This is a genomic window from Sphingomonas sp. BRN-1R, assembly GCF_057748035.1.
Map to the genome: position 1 here is coordinate 1,575,524 of NZ_CM173236.1, position 15,785 is coordinate 1,591,308.

Below are 15,785 nucleotides of genomic sequence, written 5' to 3' on the forward strand. Positions count from 1 at the left end.
TTACTATCGAAGTGACGAAGGAGAAGCCGATGGAGATGATTCGAAATCTCGTCGCTGATCACAAGAACGGCAGGACGGTAGGCATCACCTCGGTCTGTTCCGCGCATCCGCTGGTGATCGAGGCGACGTTCGCGCACGCGCTGCGCAAGGAGGCGGGCTTCGTGCTGATCGAGGCGACCTCGAACCAGGTGAACCAGGACGGCGGCTATACCGGCATGGTTCCCGCCGACTTCCGCGCCTTTGTCGAAGGCATCGCCGACCGGCTCGGTTACCCACGCGAGCGGCTGGTGCTGGGCGGTGACCATCTCGGCCCCAACGCCTGGACCGCTTTGCCTGCCGAGGAGGCGATGGCGAAGGCCGAGGTGATGATCGCCGATTACGTGCGCGCCGGCTTCGCGAAGATCCATCTCGACTGCTCGATGAGCTGCGCGGACGATCCCACGCCGCTGCCTGAGCGCACCATCGCCGAGCGCGCCGCGCGGCTGTGCCGTGTCGCGGAGGATGCTTATGCGGGCGATCCCGCCGACGCGCCCGTCTATGTGATCGGCACCGAAGTACCGGTGCCCGGCGGCGCGGCCGAAGATCTCGACACGCTCGCGGTGACGACGCCGGAAGCGGCGCTCGCCACGCTCGACATGCACCGCGTGCTGTTCGCCGAAAGCGGGCTTGGCGACGCTTGGGATCGGGTGATCGCCACGGTCGTTCAGCCCGGCGTCGAGTTCGACCATATGAAGGTGGTCGACTACCGCCCGGACGCCGCGACCGCGCTGAGCGCGGCGATCGTGCCCGTCGACCATATCGTGTTCGAGGCGCATTCGACCGATTACCAGACCCGGCAAGCGCTCGCGGCGTTGGTCCGCGACCATTTCGCGATCCTGAAGGTCGGCCCCGGCGTCACCTTCGCGCTGCGTGAGGCGCTGTGGGCTTTGGACGCGATTGAGCGCGAAACCGTGCCGGCTGACCGCCGCGCCAACTTCCGCGGCACCGCCATCGCGCGGATGAAGGCGGAGCCGGGCAACTGGCGCAAATATTATCACGAGACCGGCGACGCGCTCGATCTCCAGCTGCAATATTCGCTCAGCGACCGCATCCGCTATTACTGGCCGGACGCGGAGATCGCGGCGGCGCAGGCCAGACTGTTCGACAATCTGCGCGCTACGGTGCCGCCGCTGCCGCTGCTCAGCCAGTATCTTCCCGTCGCTTATGCCGCCGTACGCGCCGGCGCGGCGACGCTCGACCCGGTCGATCTCATCGTCGCGCACATCGCCACGACGCTCGATGCCTATCATGGAGCCTGCAACCCCGATGCTTGACACCACTCTCGCGCCCGACGTCGCAGCCGAAAGCTGGACGCGGCGCGAAATCCTGCAACAGCCCGCGACGTTGCGCGCGACCCAGGCGATCCTCGATGCGACCGCAGCCGAGATCGAGGCGTTCGTCGCCCCGCTGCTCGCGCAAGCCGATCTGCGCATCATGCTGTGCGGCGCCGGCACCTCCGCGTTCATCGGCGAGTGCCTCGCGCCGTGGCTGTCGGCGACGCTCGGCCGCCCGGTCGAGGCGGTGGCGACCACCGATATCGTCAGCGCGCCGCACCTCTACCTCGATGCGGGCCGGCCGACGCTGATGGTGTCGTTCGGGCGGTCGGGCAACAGTCCGGAGAGCATAGCGGCGGTCGATCTCGCGGACGCGCGGATCGCCTCGGTCCACCACCTCGTCATCACTTGCAACGCAGACGGCGCATTGTCGCGGCGTGCGTCGGACAATGTGCATGTCGTGCTGCTGCCCGAGGAAACGCACGACCGCGCCTTTGCGATGACCTCCAGCTTCAGCGCGATGATGCTGGCGGCGCTGTCGATCTTCACCGGTCGCGGCACGATGCCCGCGCGCGTCGAGGCGATCGCGAATGCGGTCGAGGCGATGCTGGGGCGGTCGGATGTCGAGGCGACATCGCTCGCGGCTGCCGATTTCGAGCGCGTCGTGTATCTTGGCAGCGGGGTGTTCGAAGGCCTCGCGCGCGAGGCGGCGCTGAAGCTGCTCGAACTCACCGACGGCGCGATGCCGACCGCGTTCGATTCGTCGCTCGGCTTCCGCCACGGTCCTAAAACCATTGTCACGCCGCGCACGCTGGTGGTGGTGTTCGTCTCCAACGATCCGCTCACGCGGCTCTACGATCTCGACATCATCGAGGAACTGCGCGCCGATGGCCGCTGCGGTGCGGTGGTGGTGATCGCGGCGCAGGACACCGGCGGCGAGACGTTGCTGGTCGAGGGTGCGGCCGGGTTCGCCGATGCGGACCTGCTGTTCCCTTACATCACCTTCGCGCAGCTTTACGGGCTGCATTGCTCGCTGCGGCTCGGCCGCACGCCCGATCAGCCCAATGCGAGCGGTACGGTCAATCGCGTCGTGCAGGGCGTGCGCATCCATACGCTGGCGGCATGACGATCTTCCTCGGCGTCGACGGCGGCGGCACCAAAACCGAGTTCGTGGCGATCGACGCGGACGGTCAGGTGGTGGCGCGTGCGCTGACCGGTACGACCTATCATCTCCAGGTCGGGCTCGACGAGGCGGTGGCGCGGCTGGCGGAGGGCGTGAGCGCGGTGTGCGGGCAACTGTCGGTCGCACCGGGCGATCTCGCCCATGCCTTCTTCGGATTGCCTGCGTTCGGCGAAGACGCTGCGGTCGATCCGCTGCTCGACGCCGCCTGCGCACGCCTGCTCGGGCACGACCGCTATACGTGCGACAACGACATGGTGTGCGGCTGGGCGGGGTCGCTCGCCTGCGCGGACGGGATCAACCTCGTCGCCGGCACCGGCTCGATCGGCTATGGCGAGCGGCAGGGCCGCAAGGCGCGCGCGGGCGGCTGGGGCGAGATTTTCAGTGACGAAGGTTCGGCCTATTGGATCGCGGTGCAGGGCCTCAACCTGTTCACCCGGATGAGCGACGGGCGCGTAACCACCGGTCCGTTGCGACAGGCGTTCCGCGAGGCGCTCGGCCTCGGCAGTGATCTCGACATCTGCGCGCGCGTGATGGGCGAGGCAGGCATGGCGCGCGACCAGATCGCGGCGCTCGCGCCGATCGTCTCGGGCGCAGCGGCTGCGGGCGATGCGGAGGCTGCAGCGATCCTCGAGCGGGCAGGGGCGGAACTCGCCGCGATCGCACAGGCGTTGCGCCAGCAGCTCGGCTTCACGCAGGCGGAGACGGTGCTGCTGTCGTGGTCCGGCGGAGTGCTCACCAAGCTCGATACGGTGCGCGAGCCGTTCCTGCGACGTTTGCAGCATCTTGCCCCGTATGAGATTGTCACGCCGCGCCATGATCCGGCGGTCGGCGCGGCACTCTACGCGCAAAAGCTGGGGCTGGCGATGCCCGCCTGAGCGCCGCCTCTCTTAGCTACTGCGCGGCGGCACCTTCGATCACCGGCAGCTCGATCGCGCTCGCCTGCGTCTGGCCGTGGAACACGTGGACGGTCGCCTTGCGATAGTCTGCCGGCTTCGCATCGAAGATGTTGGGCACGAAGGTCTGCGGATTGCGGTCGTACAGCGGGAACCAGCTCGACTGAATCTGCACCATGATGCGATGTCCGGGCAGGAAGACGTGGTTCACGTTGGGCAGGGCGAAGCGATATTCGAGCGGCACGTTGGGCGTGATCGGCTTGGCTGCGGTGAAGCCCTCGCGGTAGCGGCCGCGCAATATGTCCATCGCGATCGGCAACTGATAGCCGCCGAGTTCGGGCTTCTCGACATATTCATCGGGATAGACGTCGATCAGCTTGACGACGAAGTCGCCATCGCTCCCTGTCGTCGCCGCGACCAGATCGGCGATCGGCGCGCCCGCGAGCGTGAGCGGCGCGTCGAGCGGGGCGGTCGTATAGGTCAGCACGTCGGTGCGATCGGAAAAGGGGCGCTGATCGTCGACCAGCCACTGTCGCCACGTCGATCCGCTCGCATAGGTCGGGCGGATCGGGCGGAGGCGGTAGGGGATCGGCTTGGCCGGGTCCGACACATAGTCGTCCGCACCATCTGCGGCAGGCGCGGTGAAGGAGAGCGCCCCGCCGGTCTGAAGATAGAGCTTGCGTGTCGTGCCCGCGCAGCCGTTCGCACAGGCCACCGGCCAACCGGGCAGGCGCTGCCATGCGTTGGTGCCGGTCTGGAACATGGTGACGGGCGCGATGTCGGCCGGGTGCCCGCCGGTCTTGAGATTGCCGTCGAGGAACGGGATCAACACGTGTTCGCGGAACCACGCGCCGGTATCCGACCCGAAGCGGATCGGGCCGAGGCTGTCGCCAGTGCCCGCCCAGCCGCCATGCGACCACGGGCCGACCGCGAGATGGTTGACGTGCTGCGGATCGTTCGCGCTGACCGCCTCATAGGCTGCCACCGCCCCGTACATGTCCTCCTGATCCCACAGGCTGCCGATCCAAAGAGTCGGCACGGTCTGCGGCTGTTTGGGGAGGATCGTCTCAAGCGCCTGCGCCTGCCAGAATGCGTCGTAGGCGGGGTGGTCGTGCAGGTCCTTCACCACCTGGATCTGGTCCAGCCCGCGACTCTTCACGAAACCGGTGGCGGAGCCGGCGCGCAGGAAGGTGTCGTAATCGTCGTACGCGTCGCGCCACAGGTCGCCTGCTTCACCGCGCGCGGTATCCTGGCTGAAATAATAATCGTAGCCGGCCATGCGGAACGCGCCACCGTGGAAATCGTCGTCGCCCATCCAGGTGTTGATGACCGGGTTCATCGGCGCCGCCGCCTTCAGCGCAGGGTGCGGGTGGACCAGCGCCATCGCCGCCATCATCCCGTCGTAGCTGGTGCCGATGATGCCGACGCGACCGTTCGATTCCTTCACATTCTTGGTCAGCCAGTCGATCGTGTCATAGGCATCAGTCGCGTGATCGACCTTGGTGCCGTTGAGCGGGCCGATCAGCGGGCGTTCGTTGACGTATTCGCCTTTGGAACCGTGTTTGCCGCGCACGTCCTCCACCGCGAGGATGTAGCCCGCGCGCAGCAGGTCCGCCGATGCCGCGCCGACCAGCATGACGCCGTGGCTGCTTTCCGCGCGGCTGGTCATCTTGTCGGCATTGTAGGGCGTGCGCTCGAGCAGGATCGGCGCGTCGTGCGTACCTTTGGGCATGAACAGGATCATGTGCAGCTTGACGCCGTCGCGCATCGCCACATCGACCTCGCGCCGGTCGTAATCGAAGCTTGAGGTGACAGGCGTGAACTTGCGCGGGATGCCGTTCGGCAGCGTCTGCGCGCCACCCGCCGTCGCCAGCGCCAGCATCGTCCCGGCCAGTAAAACACCCAGAGCTTTCATGTCGATCCAATCCGTCGGTTCGCGCTTGAGGTGGCACAGTGCCGCTTTGCCGAACAGGCGAAATCGGCGCGACACCGTACGTACACGAAAACGCCGCGCGACCGGACCCGGCGCGCGGCGTTTCGTATGTGAAGCAGCAGGACGACGCACGTCGCGCCTGTCCTGCCGATCCGGCTTACTTGAAGTGGAAGCCGATGCTGCCCATCACGCGCTGACGCGACGTGTGGTCGTTATACTGCGAGAAGACATACTGCGCGCCGACGAACAGCGGCATCTTCATCACGTCGCGGCCGAGCGAATATTCGACGCCGCCGCCGACCTGGTAGCCGTCCGTACGATAGTGATCGTACACGATATTGCGGCCGGTCGGCGCGTCGATGCGCTTGCGCTGCTCGTTATCGACGTAGCCGCCCTTGCCGTAAACGAGGAAGTTCGGCGTCACGAGGTAGCCCGCGCGAACGCCAGCGCCCCACTCCTCGAACGACTTTTCGCAAATGCTGTTGCCCGCGCCAGCGCCCGAGCAATTCTCGTTGCCGTCATTGGCGTGCCAGTAGCTGCCTTCCGGCCCGATCACGATCTTATCGCCGATCACGCCGTCGAAGCCGACGGTGCCGCCGAAGCCGAAGCGATCGTTGTGGATGCCCTGCGACTGGAAGCGATCGCCGCCGACATTGCCTTCGATGCGGATGCCGCGGAAGGTCGGGTTGGTGTCGGTGGTGTCCTGCGCGGATGCAGCCTGCGCGGACAGCGCGGTGAGCCCGAGGGCCGCGATCGAGAGAAGTGCCTTACGCATACAGAGTTCCTTTGGTGCGTCGTTTTGCGAGGTGCGTAACCGTCGCAAAACCGCAACGATCCATGCTGCGGCACTAAATTCCGAGCTGTTGCTGCGATGCAACACCTCAGTTCCCCACGTCGAACAGGCACTCCGGCCCGATCTGTTCGAGCGTCGCGCAACCAAGCTGGGCCATCGCCAGTTCCAGTTCCGCCCGCAGGATATGGGCGACATGAGCGGCCCCGGCCATGCCGGCGAGCGCAAGTCCGTGCATCTGCGGCCGCCCGACCAACACCGCCGTCGCACCCCGGGCGAGCGCCTTTACGATGTCGGTGCCGCTACGCACCCCGCCGTCGAGCAGCAGCGGCACCGTGCCGGCCGTCGCTTCCGCGATGGCGGGCAGCACCTCGAGCGCGGACGGCGCGCCATCGAGCGTGCGGCCGCCGTGATTTGACACAACGATGCCATCCACGCCGCGTTCGACCGCGATGCGTGCGTCCTCCGCGGCGAGCAGGCCCTTTACGACCAAAGGCAGTTTGGTGCGTGTGCGCAGCCACGTGACGTCTTCCCAGGTCGGTGCGGCGTCGGCGAGGGGGGTGCTGAACAGGATCGCGCCGCGCGGCGTGCTCACCTGTGGAGGCGCGGAACCTTCGCGCAGGTTCGGCGCCGTCACGCCGGGCGGCAGCGTGAAGCCCGATCGCTTGATGGCGGCATCGACGGTCAGGACGATCGCTTCATAGCCTGCGGCTTCCGCGCGCGCGACGAGATCGGCGGATGCCTCCCGCGTTTGCTGGAGATACAGCTGGAACCAAAGGCGTGGGGGTGGTGTGCCGAGTTGCCGGGCGGCGTCGCGCCCGGCCTCGGCGATCGCTTCGAGCGGGATGCTCGACAGCGTGCTGACGATCATGCCGACGCCTGTCGCTGCCGCAGCCCGCACGCAGGCCAGTTCGCCTTCCGGATGCGCGATGCGCTGATACGCCACCGGCGCGAACAGGATCGGTGCGGCATGTTCGCACCCGAACACCGTGCGGCGGCTGTGTCCGCCGCGCAGATCGACGAGCATGCGCGGCATCAGCGTCAGTCGATCGAACGCGGCGCGATTGCGCGCCACCGTCAGCCCGTCGCCCGCGCCCGACTGGACGTGCGCCCACGACGCCGCCGGCATGTGGCGCATCGCGAGCCGCTCGTAATCGGCGAGCGTCTGCACCTCGGGCGGGATCGCGGCCAGCGGGGGCAGCGGCGCGTTCATGTCTCCGACCATTGCCGCAGGAGGTTGTGGTACACCCCGGTCAGCGTGTCGATTGACCCATGCTCGGGGTGATCGCCGGTGAGCGCCTGGATGGCCGTATCGAGATCGAACAGCGTACGACGGTGCGCGTCCGAACGGATCAGGCTCTGCGTCCAGAAGAAGGCGGCGTAGCGCGTGCCGCGCGTCACGGGCGTGACATGATGCAGGCTGCTGCCCGGATAGACGATCAGGTCGCCGGCGGCGAGTTTCACGCACCGCTCACCAAACGTGTCCTCGATGACCAGTTCACCGCCGTCATAGCTGTCAGGCTCGCTCAGGAACACTGTGGAGGAGATGTCGCTGCGTACCCGCTCGGGCGTGCCGGGGATCGGGAAGATCGCATTGTCGATATGCAGGCCGTAGCTGCCGCCACCCTCGTAGCGGTTGAAACGCGGCGGCAGTACGCGCAGCGGCAGCGTCGCGGCGATGAACATCGGCGTCTGGCCCAGACGGTCCACGATACGGTTGCCGAGATCGTGCGTGAGCGGATGGTCGAGCGGGAGTTGCAGGTTGTGCTTCACCAGTGCGGCGCGATGCCCGGCGGTGCTGCGCCCGTCCTGCCAGTCCGCCGCCTCGAGCCGGGCACAAATATCCCGCACCTCCTCTGGGGAGAACAGATTGGGGATGTGGAGCAGCATGAACGGCAACCTTCGGGAACGGTAGCGGCGAGGCAAGCCGGTTGCGGCACCCCAGTCAACAAAAAGCAGGGGCGACGACCCGCAGGTCGCCGCCCCCAAGTCGGGGTGCCAGATACCGATCAGACCTTGCCGATCAGAGTTTGTAGCTGAGCGTCAGCACCGCCGAGCGCGCGTCGCCCGGCGTCGCCCAGCCGTTGTTGGCGCGGATCCGCGTGTAATACAGATTGTCGCCGATGTTCTTCACGTTGACCTGCGCCTGGAACGCCTTGGTGATGTCGTAGCTGATCGTCGCATTATGGACGAGATAGCCGTGCGAGCGGAACACCAGCGGCGCGGTGACGGTTGGCGTGTTGATGACGAACGGCCCCTGATAGGTCGCGCCGTAGCCAAGCGTCAGCCCGAAGGGCAGGGTGTAGGCGGTGTAGAGGCTGCCCGAATCCTTGGGCGTGCCGGTCAGTGCGGTGCCACCGCCAGGATTGGGGTTCGCCACCGTGTTGGTGCAATTGCCCGAACCCGGCGCCGCAAGGCATTTGTCGGACACGCTCTGGAGCAATTTGCTGTTGAGGTGCGTGTAATTGGCCGTGATCGACCAGGCCGGCGTGATGTGGCCCGATGCGCCGAGCGCGATGCCGTTGACGCGTGAACGGCCGTCGGTCTGCTGGTCGGGCACGGTCGGGTCGCCCGAGGGCACCCGGTAGCTGTCGCGCTCGTTGCGGAACAACGCGGCGGTCAGCAGCAGGCCGCCGTCGAACAGTTCGAGCTTGCCGCCGATCTCGTAATTCTTGGCACCTTCGGGGCGGCTGCTGCACGTCGAGAGCGGCACCGCCGCGGTCGGTGTGAAGGTGCAGCTTCCGTTGACGCTGCTCTGCGAGGGTGTCTTGGAATTGCCGTAGGCGACATAGAGGCTCGCTGCCTCGATCGGCTTGTAAACGAGGCCGACGCGGTACGAGAACAGGCTGTCGCGGTTGTAGAGCGTGGGGCCGGCGGTGGTCAGCGTGCCGAACGTCGAGCCCACCGTGGTCGAGAAGGTGTTGGTCTGCGACCTGGCGATGTTGCGTTCCCAACGCACGCCGCCGTTGATCTCGAAATGATCGGACAGTTTCGCCGCGTCGAACAGATAGACCGCATAATTGTCGATCTGCGACTTCGGGCGTGAGGCGACGACGAAGTTGACTGGACCGAGATAGGTGTTGTTCGCGTCGGGGTTGAAGATCGCATAAGGCGGGATGGTCGCGGCGGCGCCGTTGGCGGCGCGCTGCGAATTGCCGGTCGCAGCGTTGTAATTCTCACGCGACAGCGAGAAGCCGACGTCGAACGTATGTTCGATGAAGCCGGTGTTCGCCACCGCCTTCAGATCGGTCTGCGTATAGGCGAGCTGGTTCTCGGTCGCGCGCGTGTTGCCGCGCGAGCCGCCGCTCGGGGTGAACAGGCCCGGCGTGGTGCAGACCGCGTTCAGCACCGTGCGGCCGTTCGGCAGGCAGAATGTGCCCTCCGGCCCGTCCGCGCGGGTGAATTGCTGCACGTCCTGGTAGCGGGTCAGGTTGCGGATCGAGACGCGATCGCTGAAGTCGTGCTCGAAGATCTGCGTCGCCTGATCGAGGTTGATCCGCTGCGTATCGTAGTTGCGGAACCCGAAATAGCTCGATCGATCGACGCCAGGGATCGGGCCGCTGAACGTCGCGCCGGTGGTGCTGCCGACGACCGCGCCGCTGATATAGGGCACGCCGAACTGGGGGGTGTTGGTATCCTCCTGGTGCAGATATTCGTAGGTCAGCCGGGTCAAACTGCCCATGCCGAACGTGATCGACGGCGCGACGCCCCACCGGCGCGCCTTCTCGACATCGCGCCCGGGGATGTCGTTGCGGTGGTACATCGCGTTCAGCCGCACCGCGATCCCGTCGGAGACATGGTGGCTGACATCGGCGGTGGCACGATAATAGCCTTCGGTGCCGATGCCGGCCTCGACGACCGACTGATCGTGCTGGAGTGGCCGCTTGGTGACGAGGTTGATGTTGCCGCCGACCGAGCCCGAGCCGTTGCTCACCGAATTGGCGCCGTTGGTGACTTCGATCTGCGCGACGTTGAACGTGTCGGTGCGGCTGTACTGCGCACTGTCGCGCACGTTATCGACCGTGATGTCGTTGTTGGCCGAATAGCCGCGCAGCGTGATGCTGTCACCGTAGCCGCTGCCGCCTTCGCCCGCGCCGAACGAGATGCCGGGCACGGTCGAAAGTGCATCCTTCAGCGACAGCAGGTTCTGCTGTTCGAGCACTTCGCTCGACAGCACGGTGACGGTTTGCGGCGTATCGCGCAGCGGGCGGACGGCCTTGGGACTCTCCTGATGCTGGCGCGTTTCCTTGATGCGCTGACCCAGCACGACGACGTTGTCCGGCGCGTCTGCGGCGGACGCATCAACGGCGGCGGCATCGCTCGCGGGTGCCGCCATCGCGTTCGGCGCAAAGAGCGTGCCGACGCAGGACAGAGCGAGGAACGTGCGGTGACGCACGGTGCGAGCAATCGGTTCGGTCATTGTCCCCCCGTAATATTACGTAGCGCTCCGATATTGCGAGTCACTCGCAACGTCAATCAGATTGCGACGCATTCGCAACTTTGTCGCGACTTGTCTGATCCTTCGCGTTCGTTCAGGTTGCTGCATCAGGGAAACGCGCCTGGATGCGGCGCGCTGCTACAGGGGGAATGCTCACGTGAAAGCCGTTCAATGCTCAACCGTGCTCGCGCTGTCGGCTATGCTCGCCGGCGCTGCACAGGCCGTCCCAGCCGATCCCCGCAGCGGCGAACCCGCGTTTCGTGCGCTCTACAAGGAACTGGTCGAAACCGATTCGAGCTGGCCGGACGGCAGTTGCACGCTCGCCGCGCAACGCATGGCGGCGCATCTGACGGCGGCGGGCTATCCGGCTGCGGACGTGCAGGTGATCGTCGATCCCGCGCATCCGAAGGAAGGCAATCTCGCCGCGATCCTGCGTGGCAGCGACGCCAAACTGCCTGCGCTGCTGCTGCTCGCGCATATCGACGTCGTCGCGGCCAAGCGCGCCGACTGGACGCGCGACCCGTTCACCCTGGTCGAGGAGAACGGCTATCTCTACGGGCGCGGCACGTCGGACGACAAGGCGATGGCGGCAAGCTTCACCGACGCGATGGTCCGGTTCCGGCAGGAGGGCTATAAGCCCAAACGCACGATCAAGCTCGCGCTGACCTGCGGCGAGGAAACCGAAAAGGCGCTCAACGGCGTGTCGTGGCTGCTCAAGAACCGGCCCGAGACGCTGGCGGCGGGCTGGGCGCTGAACGAGGGCGGCGGCGGCTCGCTCGACGAAGCGGGCAAGCCGGTCAGCCAGGGCGTGCAGGCGGGCGAGAAAGTCTATCAGGACTTCACCTTCGCAGCCACCGCGCCGGGCGGGCACAGCTCGCGGCAGGCGCCGCACGTCAACGCGATCGGCTGGGTGGCGGAGGCACTCGCGCGAGTGAACGCCTATGACTTCCCGGTCGATCTGACGCCCGCCGCCAAGGCGTATTTCGGCGCCTCGGCAGCTTTATACCCCAAGACGCAGGCCGCGATGGCCGCGATCGGCACGGGCAAGGCGAGCGCGGCCGATTATGCGGCGGTTTCGGCCGCCAACCCGAGCTGGAACGCGACGCTGCGCACCACCTGCATCCCGACGATGATCTCGGGCGGGCATGCGCCCAATGCACAACCGCAATCGGTGACGGCCAACGTCAACTGCCGGATCATTCCCGGCGAAAGCGTCGACGGCGTTCTCGCGAAGCTGGCGGCAGTGGCGGGCAACCCGCACGTGACGGTCGCGCTCGCCGATGCGCCGCAGCCGAAATCCTCCGCGCCCCCGCTGACGCCGCAGATCATGGCACCGATCGCGGCGCTCACCAGGGAGATGTGGCCGGGCGTGCCGGTGATCCCGCGTCTTTCTACCGGCGCGACCGACGGGCGTTACACCAATGCGGCGGGCATTCCGACCTATGGCGTCTCCGGGCTGTTCTCGGATCCCGACGGGCAGGGCGTGCATGGCCTCAACGAGCGCATCCGCGTGAAGTCGCTGATGGACGGGCGCGTGTTCATGTACCGGCTGGTGAAGGCCTATACCGGCTGAGCCCTGCGACGCTCAGCCTGCCGCCCACAGCGGCAGCACGTCCCAGTTCCCTGCCGACAGCAGGTGCGCGTGGATCGCGTCGAGCATGCCGCCGCCCCGCAATCGCGCGAACGTCGCCGGATCGAGCGCGTCGAGTTTCGCACGCGAAATCGCGTCATATTCGACCACCAGCGTCCGCTCCGATGCGGGGCGGCCGATCGGCTGGTGAAACGCCTTGCGCGGCTCGAACAGGCCGAGCGCGTCGAGCATCGCGACGAAGCTGCGCGTGCGGGTTTCGGCCGCGTCGATCGCCTCTGCGAAGCGGATCGCCTGATGCACGCGCTCGCTCGGCGCACCGCGTTCGAACAGCGGCACCGCGCCCGGCGTGCCGAGCGGGACCAGCCGGTCCGACGACTCGTCTATGCACACGATGCGGTTGCCGTTCTCGCGGTGCGCGAGTGCGAACGGGTGGCGCCGCAAATAGGCGGGCACATAGGCTCCGGGCGCATAGCTGCCGTCGGGCGCGACGAACAGATTGCGGTCCGCGGTGAGGCCGGTGACGACCACGGCTTCACGCTCGGCGGCGAAGAAGATGATCGGATAGTCGAGCGCGGCGCGGGCGAATTCGTCGATCGTGACCGCGATCAGCGGTGCGGCGGCGGCGAAGCGATAGGGTCGGTCGGTCGGCAGGATCGCACAGTCACGGTGGTACGCCGGATCGAGCACGGCGACCTGCTCGTACAGCGGCGGCGCGCCGTTCAGCGTGAAATCGTCTTCCACCGTCACGCTCAGAAGCGGAAGCCCCGCGACACTGCATAGGCAAAGACAGCGGCGATGACGACGCCGATCGCGGCCTTCACCGGCGACGCGCCGAGCCGCTCCGCCACGGGGCTGGCTTCGGCGCGGCGGCGACCGTGGATCATCGGCGCGATCAGATTGTGGCGCAGCCCGATGAGATAGAACAGGATCGCCAGCACATGCAGCGCGACCAGCGCGAGCAGCACGTTGAACATCACATGGTGCACGCCCGCCGCCCAGCGCCCGGTATCGAAGCTGACGTAATCGGCAAGCGGCCCCGATTCGAGCCCGTCGACATCGACCGAGAACAGCCCGGCAAGCACCATCGCGCTCAGCGCTGCGAGCATCAGCACCACGCTCCAGCCGCCGATCGGATTGTGTCCGTCCGCTGCCTGATACGGCCGCTTGCCCAGCTTGCCGAGGTACGCGAACACCGCGCGTGGCCCCCGCACGAACTGCGCGAAGCGCGCGGTGCGGCTGCCGAACACGCCCCAATAGACGCGGAACGTCAGCAGCGCGAGGATCGTGTAACCCGACAGCCGGTGCCAATCCATGTCATGGTGATCGCCGCTCCACCACGAAAAGCCGAGCAGCGCGACCAGCGACCAGTGAAACAGGCGGACGGGCAGATCCCACACGCGCACGGAGGTCGCTGCTGCGGCGGGAGCTTCGACGGGTGTCACGGTGCAGACGGATCAGTGATCGGCTTTGAACTGGCGATGGCAGGCTCCGCAGGTCGCGCCGACGGCCTTCATCTGCGTGCCCGTAGCGGCGGCGTCACCGGCGCGGGCCACCTTAACCAGCTTGCCCGATTCGGCGACGAGCTTCGCCATGTCCGCATCGAAGGTAGCGCGCTCGGTCCAGATCGCGGGCAGCGCATCGGTCTTGAGGCCGGCCGCGGGGCCGGTGCCGGCGGGGAACAGCTTGCCCATGCCCTTGGCGGTGGTGGCGATCGTCTGCGCGGCGGCGACCATCGCCGCCTTGTCGGGGGTGCCGCTCTTGAGCTGGGTGCCGAGCGCCTTCATGCCGCCACCCATCTTCTTCATGCCTGCCATGCGCGCGTTGACGATATCCTGCGGGGCGGGCGCGGCCGCCATGGCCGGCGTCGCGAGCACGGCCGCGATCGCGACGATACGAAGGGCTTTGAACGCTGGTGCTACGATCATGGATGGATTCCCCTGTAACGTCGATCACGGCCGCGCGGCCGAGTGCTTTCCTCTCCGATTTGGCACCGTCGCGCCAGACCTTTCGATGAAGGTCTCAGGAAAATACGCCTGCCGCGATTCTAGGCCGCTTTCGCCACCGCGCCCAACGCCGCCAGTTCGAACGGCGTAGTCTGGTAGATCTCGTTGATCCAGTTGCCGAACAACAGGTGCGCGTGGCTGCGCCAGGTGTTCGCGGGCGGGCGGGTCGGGTCGTCGTCGGGGAAATAATGCGCCGGCACCACGCCGCAATCGCGCGCATATTCGTCCGCGAGCGTGGTGGTGTCATATTCGAGGTGGTTGAACATATACAGCCGCCGATAGGCCGGATCTTCGAGCAGGCACGGGCCGGTCTCGTCGCTGTCGGCGAGGATGCGCAAGGCGGGCGCGCGCAGCACGTCCTCACGCCGCACCTCGGTCCAGCGCGATACCGGCACTGCGAAATCGTCGGAAAAGCCGCGCAGATACGGCGAGGAGGGGATCAGGTTGCGGTGCGCGAACACCCCGCTTGCCTTCGCTTCGAGCGGGTGCTTGCCGATGCTGTGGAAATGATAGGCGGCCGCCTGCGCTGCCCAGCAGATCGTCAGGCAACTGTGCACATGCGTCTGCGTCCAGTCGAACACCTGCCGCATCTCGTCCCAATAGCGCACCTGTTCGAACGGCAGCTTCTCGACCGGCGCGCCGGTGATGATGAAGCCGTCGAACCGCTCGTCGCGCACGTCCGACCACGGGCGGTAGAACGCCGCCATATGATCGGCCGAGGTATTGCGCGCGACATGATCGCTCATCCGCACGAGGGTCAGTTCGATCTGGAGCGGGGACGCGCCGATCAGCCGGGCGAGCTGCGTCTCTGTGCTGATCTTGTTGGGCATCAGGTTGAGCAGCCCGATCCGAAGCGGGCGGATGTCCTGACGCGCCGCCTCGGTTTCGCGCATCACGGTGATGCCCTCGGCTTCGAGCGTGCGGGTGGCGGGCAGGTCGTCGGGAATCTTGATCGGCACGGGCGTTCACGTCCTCTGACGGGGCGGACGCTTCACCGTGGCTCGGGTCCGTTTGGTTGCCGGATCGGCCACATCCTCTCATGTGAGAGTGCCACCTTGCCCGGATAGGCAGGTTGGCGTTGGGCGTCGCCCCAACTCTTGATGTAATGGCCGCTTTACGGAATTCCAGGATGCTTGGCAATGCTCGTAAGAGCCCTACATCAGCGCTCATGAGCGACAGTAAAATCGTGATCTGCCCGGCGTGCGCGACCGCAAACCGTGTGCCCTTGGCGAAAATGGGGGCAGGCGGCACCTGCGGCAAATGTCACGCGCCGTTGTTTCAAGGAGTGCCGCTGAAGCTGACCTCCGCCAATTTCGATGCGCATGCCGGGCGCGGCGATCTGCCGCTGCTGGTCGATTTCTGGGCGGAATGGTGTGGGCCGTGTCGGCAGATGGCGCCCGCGTTCGCCGCCGCCGCGCAGCAACTCGAACCGGCGATGCGGCTTGGCAAGCTCGACACCGAGGCGGAAGGCGCGATCGCCGCGCGCTACGCGATCCGCTCGATCCCGACGATGATCCTGTTTCGCGGCGGGCGCGAGGTGGCACGGCAATCCGGCGCGATGCCGGCGAGCGCGATCGTGCAGTGGGCGCGGGGACTGGTGTGACCTGTTCCCCGGCGAAGGCCGGGGTCCGGTTGGAGAGG

The 15,785-nt window shown here is 66.7% G+C and carries 14 protein-coding genes and 1 riboswitch; of the genes, 5 read left to right on the top strand and 9 right to left on the bottom strand.

Annotated features, from left to right (window positions below):
• The first annotated feature begins 29 nt into the window (after positions 1 to 29).
• From AC3ANX_RS07160 to AC3ANX_RS07170, 3 genes are read left to right on the top strand one after another with little or no spacing between them, the layout of a single operon-like run.
• Positions 30 to 1,313 (top strand): D-tagatose-bisphosphate aldolase, class II, non-catalytic subunit, encoded by a 1,284-nt coding sequence (locus AC3ANX_RS07160; RefSeq protein ID WP_488336304.1) that lies wholly within the window; start codon positions 30 to 32, stop codon positions 1,311 to 1,313.
• On the top strand, positions 1,306 to 2,439 hold the full coding sequence (locus AC3ANX_RS07165; RefSeq protein WP_488336305.1) for an SIS domain-containing protein: 1,134 nt from the start codon (positions 1,306 to 1,308) through the stop codon (positions 2,437 to 2,439). Before AC3ANX_RS07160 ends, AC3ANX_RS07165 begins: the two co-directional genes overlap by 8 nt.
• Entirely contained in the window at positions 2,436 to 3,371 is a 936-nt protein-coding gene (locus AC3ANX_RS07170) for an N-acetylglucosamine kinase (RefSeq protein WP_488336306.1), read from the top strand. Before AC3ANX_RS07165 ends, AC3ANX_RS07170 begins: the two co-directional genes overlap by 4 nt.
• 16 nt (positions 3,372 to 3,387) lie before the next feature.
• Here the strand turns inward: AC3ANX_RS07170 and AC3ANX_RS07175 are convergent, their stop codons facing one another.
• The 5 genes from AC3ANX_RS07175 to AC3ANX_RS07195 all read right to left on the bottom strand — a co-directional run bounded on the left by AC3ANX_RS07175 (position 3,388) and on the right by AC3ANX_RS07195 (position 10,532).
• Positions 3,388 to 5,304, bottom strand: coding sequence for a CocE/NonD family hydrolase (locus tag AC3ANX_RS07175; RefSeq protein ID WP_488336307.1), 1,917 nt, complete (start codon positions 5,302 to 5,304; stop codon positions 3,388 to 3,390).
• 175 nt (positions 5,305 to 5,479) lie between these two features.
• On the bottom strand, positions 5,480 to 6,097 hold the full coding sequence (locus tag AC3ANX_RS07180; protein ID WP_488336308.1) for an outer membrane protein: 618 nt from the start codon (positions 6,095 to 6,097) through the stop codon (positions 5,480 to 5,482).
• Between the two features lie 106 nt (positions 6,098 to 6,203).
• Positions 6,204 to 7,325: an alpha-hydroxy acid oxidase gene (locus tag AC3ANX_RS07185; RefSeq protein ID WP_488336309.1), complete on the bottom strand. Its 1,122-nt coding sequence runs from the start codon at positions 7,323 to 7,325 to the stop codon at positions 6,204 to 6,206.
• The gene (locus AC3ANX_RS07190) at positions 7,322 to 8,002 is read right to left on the bottom strand and encodes a Fe2+-dependent dioxygenase (RefSeq protein ID WP_488336310.1); all 681 of its coding nucleotides are present in this window, start codon (positions 8,000 to 8,002) and stop codon (positions 7,322 to 7,324) included. The genes AC3ANX_RS07185 and AC3ANX_RS07190 overlap by 4 nt, the downstream gene beginning before the upstream one ends.
• A gap of 133 nt (positions 8,003 to 8,135) precedes the next feature.
• A complete protein-coding gene (locus tag AC3ANX_RS07195) occupies positions 8,136 to 10,532 on the bottom strand; it encodes a TonB-dependent receptor (RefSeq protein WP_488336311.1) in 2,397 nt (798 codons plus the stop codon).
• Between the two features lie 217 nt (positions 10,533 to 10,749).
• On the opposite strand from AC3ANX_RS07195, the gene AC3ANX_RS07200 reads away from it, so the two are divergent.
• Complete coding sequence (locus AC3ANX_RS07200) at positions 10,750 to 12,123, top strand: M20/M25/M40 family metallo-hydrolase (RefSeq protein ID WP_488336904.1); 1,374 nt, start codon at positions 10,750 to 10,752, stop codon at positions 12,121 to 12,123.
• A gap of 12 nt (positions 12,124 to 12,135) precedes the next feature.
• Here the strand turns inward: AC3ANX_RS07200 and AC3ANX_RS07205 are convergent, their stop codons facing one another.
• The 4 genes from AC3ANX_RS07205 to AC3ANX_RS07220 all read right to left on the bottom strand — a co-directional run bounded on the left by AC3ANX_RS07205 (position 12,136) and on the right by AC3ANX_RS07220 (position 15,103).
• Positions 12,136 to 12,888, bottom strand: coding sequence for a SapC family protein (locus AC3ANX_RS07205; protein WP_488336312.1), 753 nt, complete (start codon positions 12,886 to 12,888; stop codon positions 12,136 to 12,138).
• A gap of 2 nt (positions 12,889 to 12,890) precedes the next feature.
• Positions 12,891 to 13,544 carry a cytochrome b/b6 domain-containing protein gene (locus AC3ANX_RS07210; protein WP_488336313.1) on the bottom strand — a complete coding sequence of 218 codons (654 nt, stop codon included), beginning with the start codon at positions 13,542 to 13,544 and terminating at the stop codon, positions 12,891 to 12,893.
• A 51-nt stretch (positions 13,545 to 13,595) separates the two neighbouring features.
• On the bottom strand, positions 13,596 to 14,066 hold the full coding sequence (locus AC3ANX_RS07215) for a c-type cytochrome (protein ID WP_488336314.1): 471 nt from the start codon (positions 14,064 to 14,066) through the stop codon (positions 13,596 to 13,598).
• Positions 14,067 to 14,185: 119 nt separating this feature from the next.
• Positions 14,186 to 15,103 (bottom strand): homoserine O-succinyltransferase, encoded by a 918-nt coding sequence (locus tag AC3ANX_RS07220; protein WP_488336315.1) that lies wholly within the window; start codon positions 15,101 to 15,103, stop codon positions 14,186 to 14,188.
• Between the two features lie 42 nt (positions 15,104 to 15,145).
• Positions 15,146 to 15,253: riboswitch (SAM-I-IV-variant riboswitch) on the bottom strand.
• A gap of 59 nt (positions 15,254 to 15,312) precedes the next feature.
• Here AC3ANX_RS07220 and trxC point away from each other — a divergent pair.
• Positions 15,313 to 15,747, top strand: coding sequence for a thioredoxin TrxC (gene trxC, locus AC3ANX_RS07225; protein ID WP_488336316.1), 435 nt, complete (start codon positions 15,313 to 15,315; stop codon positions 15,745 to 15,747).
• Positions 15,748 to 15,785: the final 38 nt, after the last annotated feature.

What these genes read in the sequence shown, in the direction of transcription:
- AC3ANX_RS07180 (WP_488336308.1), bottom strand. Translation starts at nt 6,097, where the DNA reads ATGCGTAAGGCACTTCTCTCGATCGCGGCCCTCGGGCTCACCGCGCTG.
- AC3ANX_RS07175 (WP_488336307.1), bottom strand. Translation starts at nt 5,304, where the DNA reads ATGAAAGCTCTGGGTGTTTTACTGGCCGGGACGATGCTGGCGCTGGCG.
- AC3ANX_RS07170 (WP_488336306.1), top strand. Translation starts at nt 2,436, where the DNA reads ATGACGATCTTCCTCGGCGTCGACGGCGGCGGCACCAAAACCGAGTTC.
- AC3ANX_RS07200 (WP_488336904.1), top strand. Translation starts at nt 10,750, where the DNA reads ATGCTCGCCGGCGCTGCACAGGCCGTCCCAGCCGATCCCCGCAGCGGC.
- AC3ANX_RS07190 (WP_488336310.1), bottom strand. Translation starts at nt 8,002, where the DNA reads ATGCTGCTCCACATCCCCAATCTGTTCTCCCCAGAGGAGGTGCGGGAT.
- AC3ANX_RS07215 (WP_488336314.1), bottom strand. Translation starts at nt 14,066, where the DNA reads ATGATCGTAGCACCAGCGTTCAAAGCCCTTCGTATCGTCGCGATCGCG.
- AC3ANX_RS07195 (WP_488336311.1), bottom strand. Translation starts at nt 10,532, where the DNA reads ATGACCGAACCGATTGCTCGCACCGTGCGTCACCGCACGTTCCTCGCT.
- AC3ANX_RS07160 (WP_488336304.1), top strand. Translation starts at nt 30, where the DNA reads ATGGAGATGATTCGAAATCTCGTCGCTGATCACAAGAACGGCAGGACG.
- AC3ANX_RS07165 (WP_488336305.1), top strand. Translation starts at nt 1,306, where the DNA reads ATGCTTGACACCACTCTCGCGCCCGACGTCGCAGCCGAAAGCTGGACG.
- AC3ANX_RS07185 (WP_488336309.1), bottom strand. Translation starts at nt 7,325, where the DNA reads ATGAACGCGCCGCTGCCCCCGCTGGCCGCGATCCCGCCCGAGGTGCAG.
- trxC (WP_488336316.1), top strand. Translation starts at nt 15,313, where the DNA reads ATGAGCGACAGTAAAATCGTGATCTGCCCGGCGTGCGCGACCGCAAAC.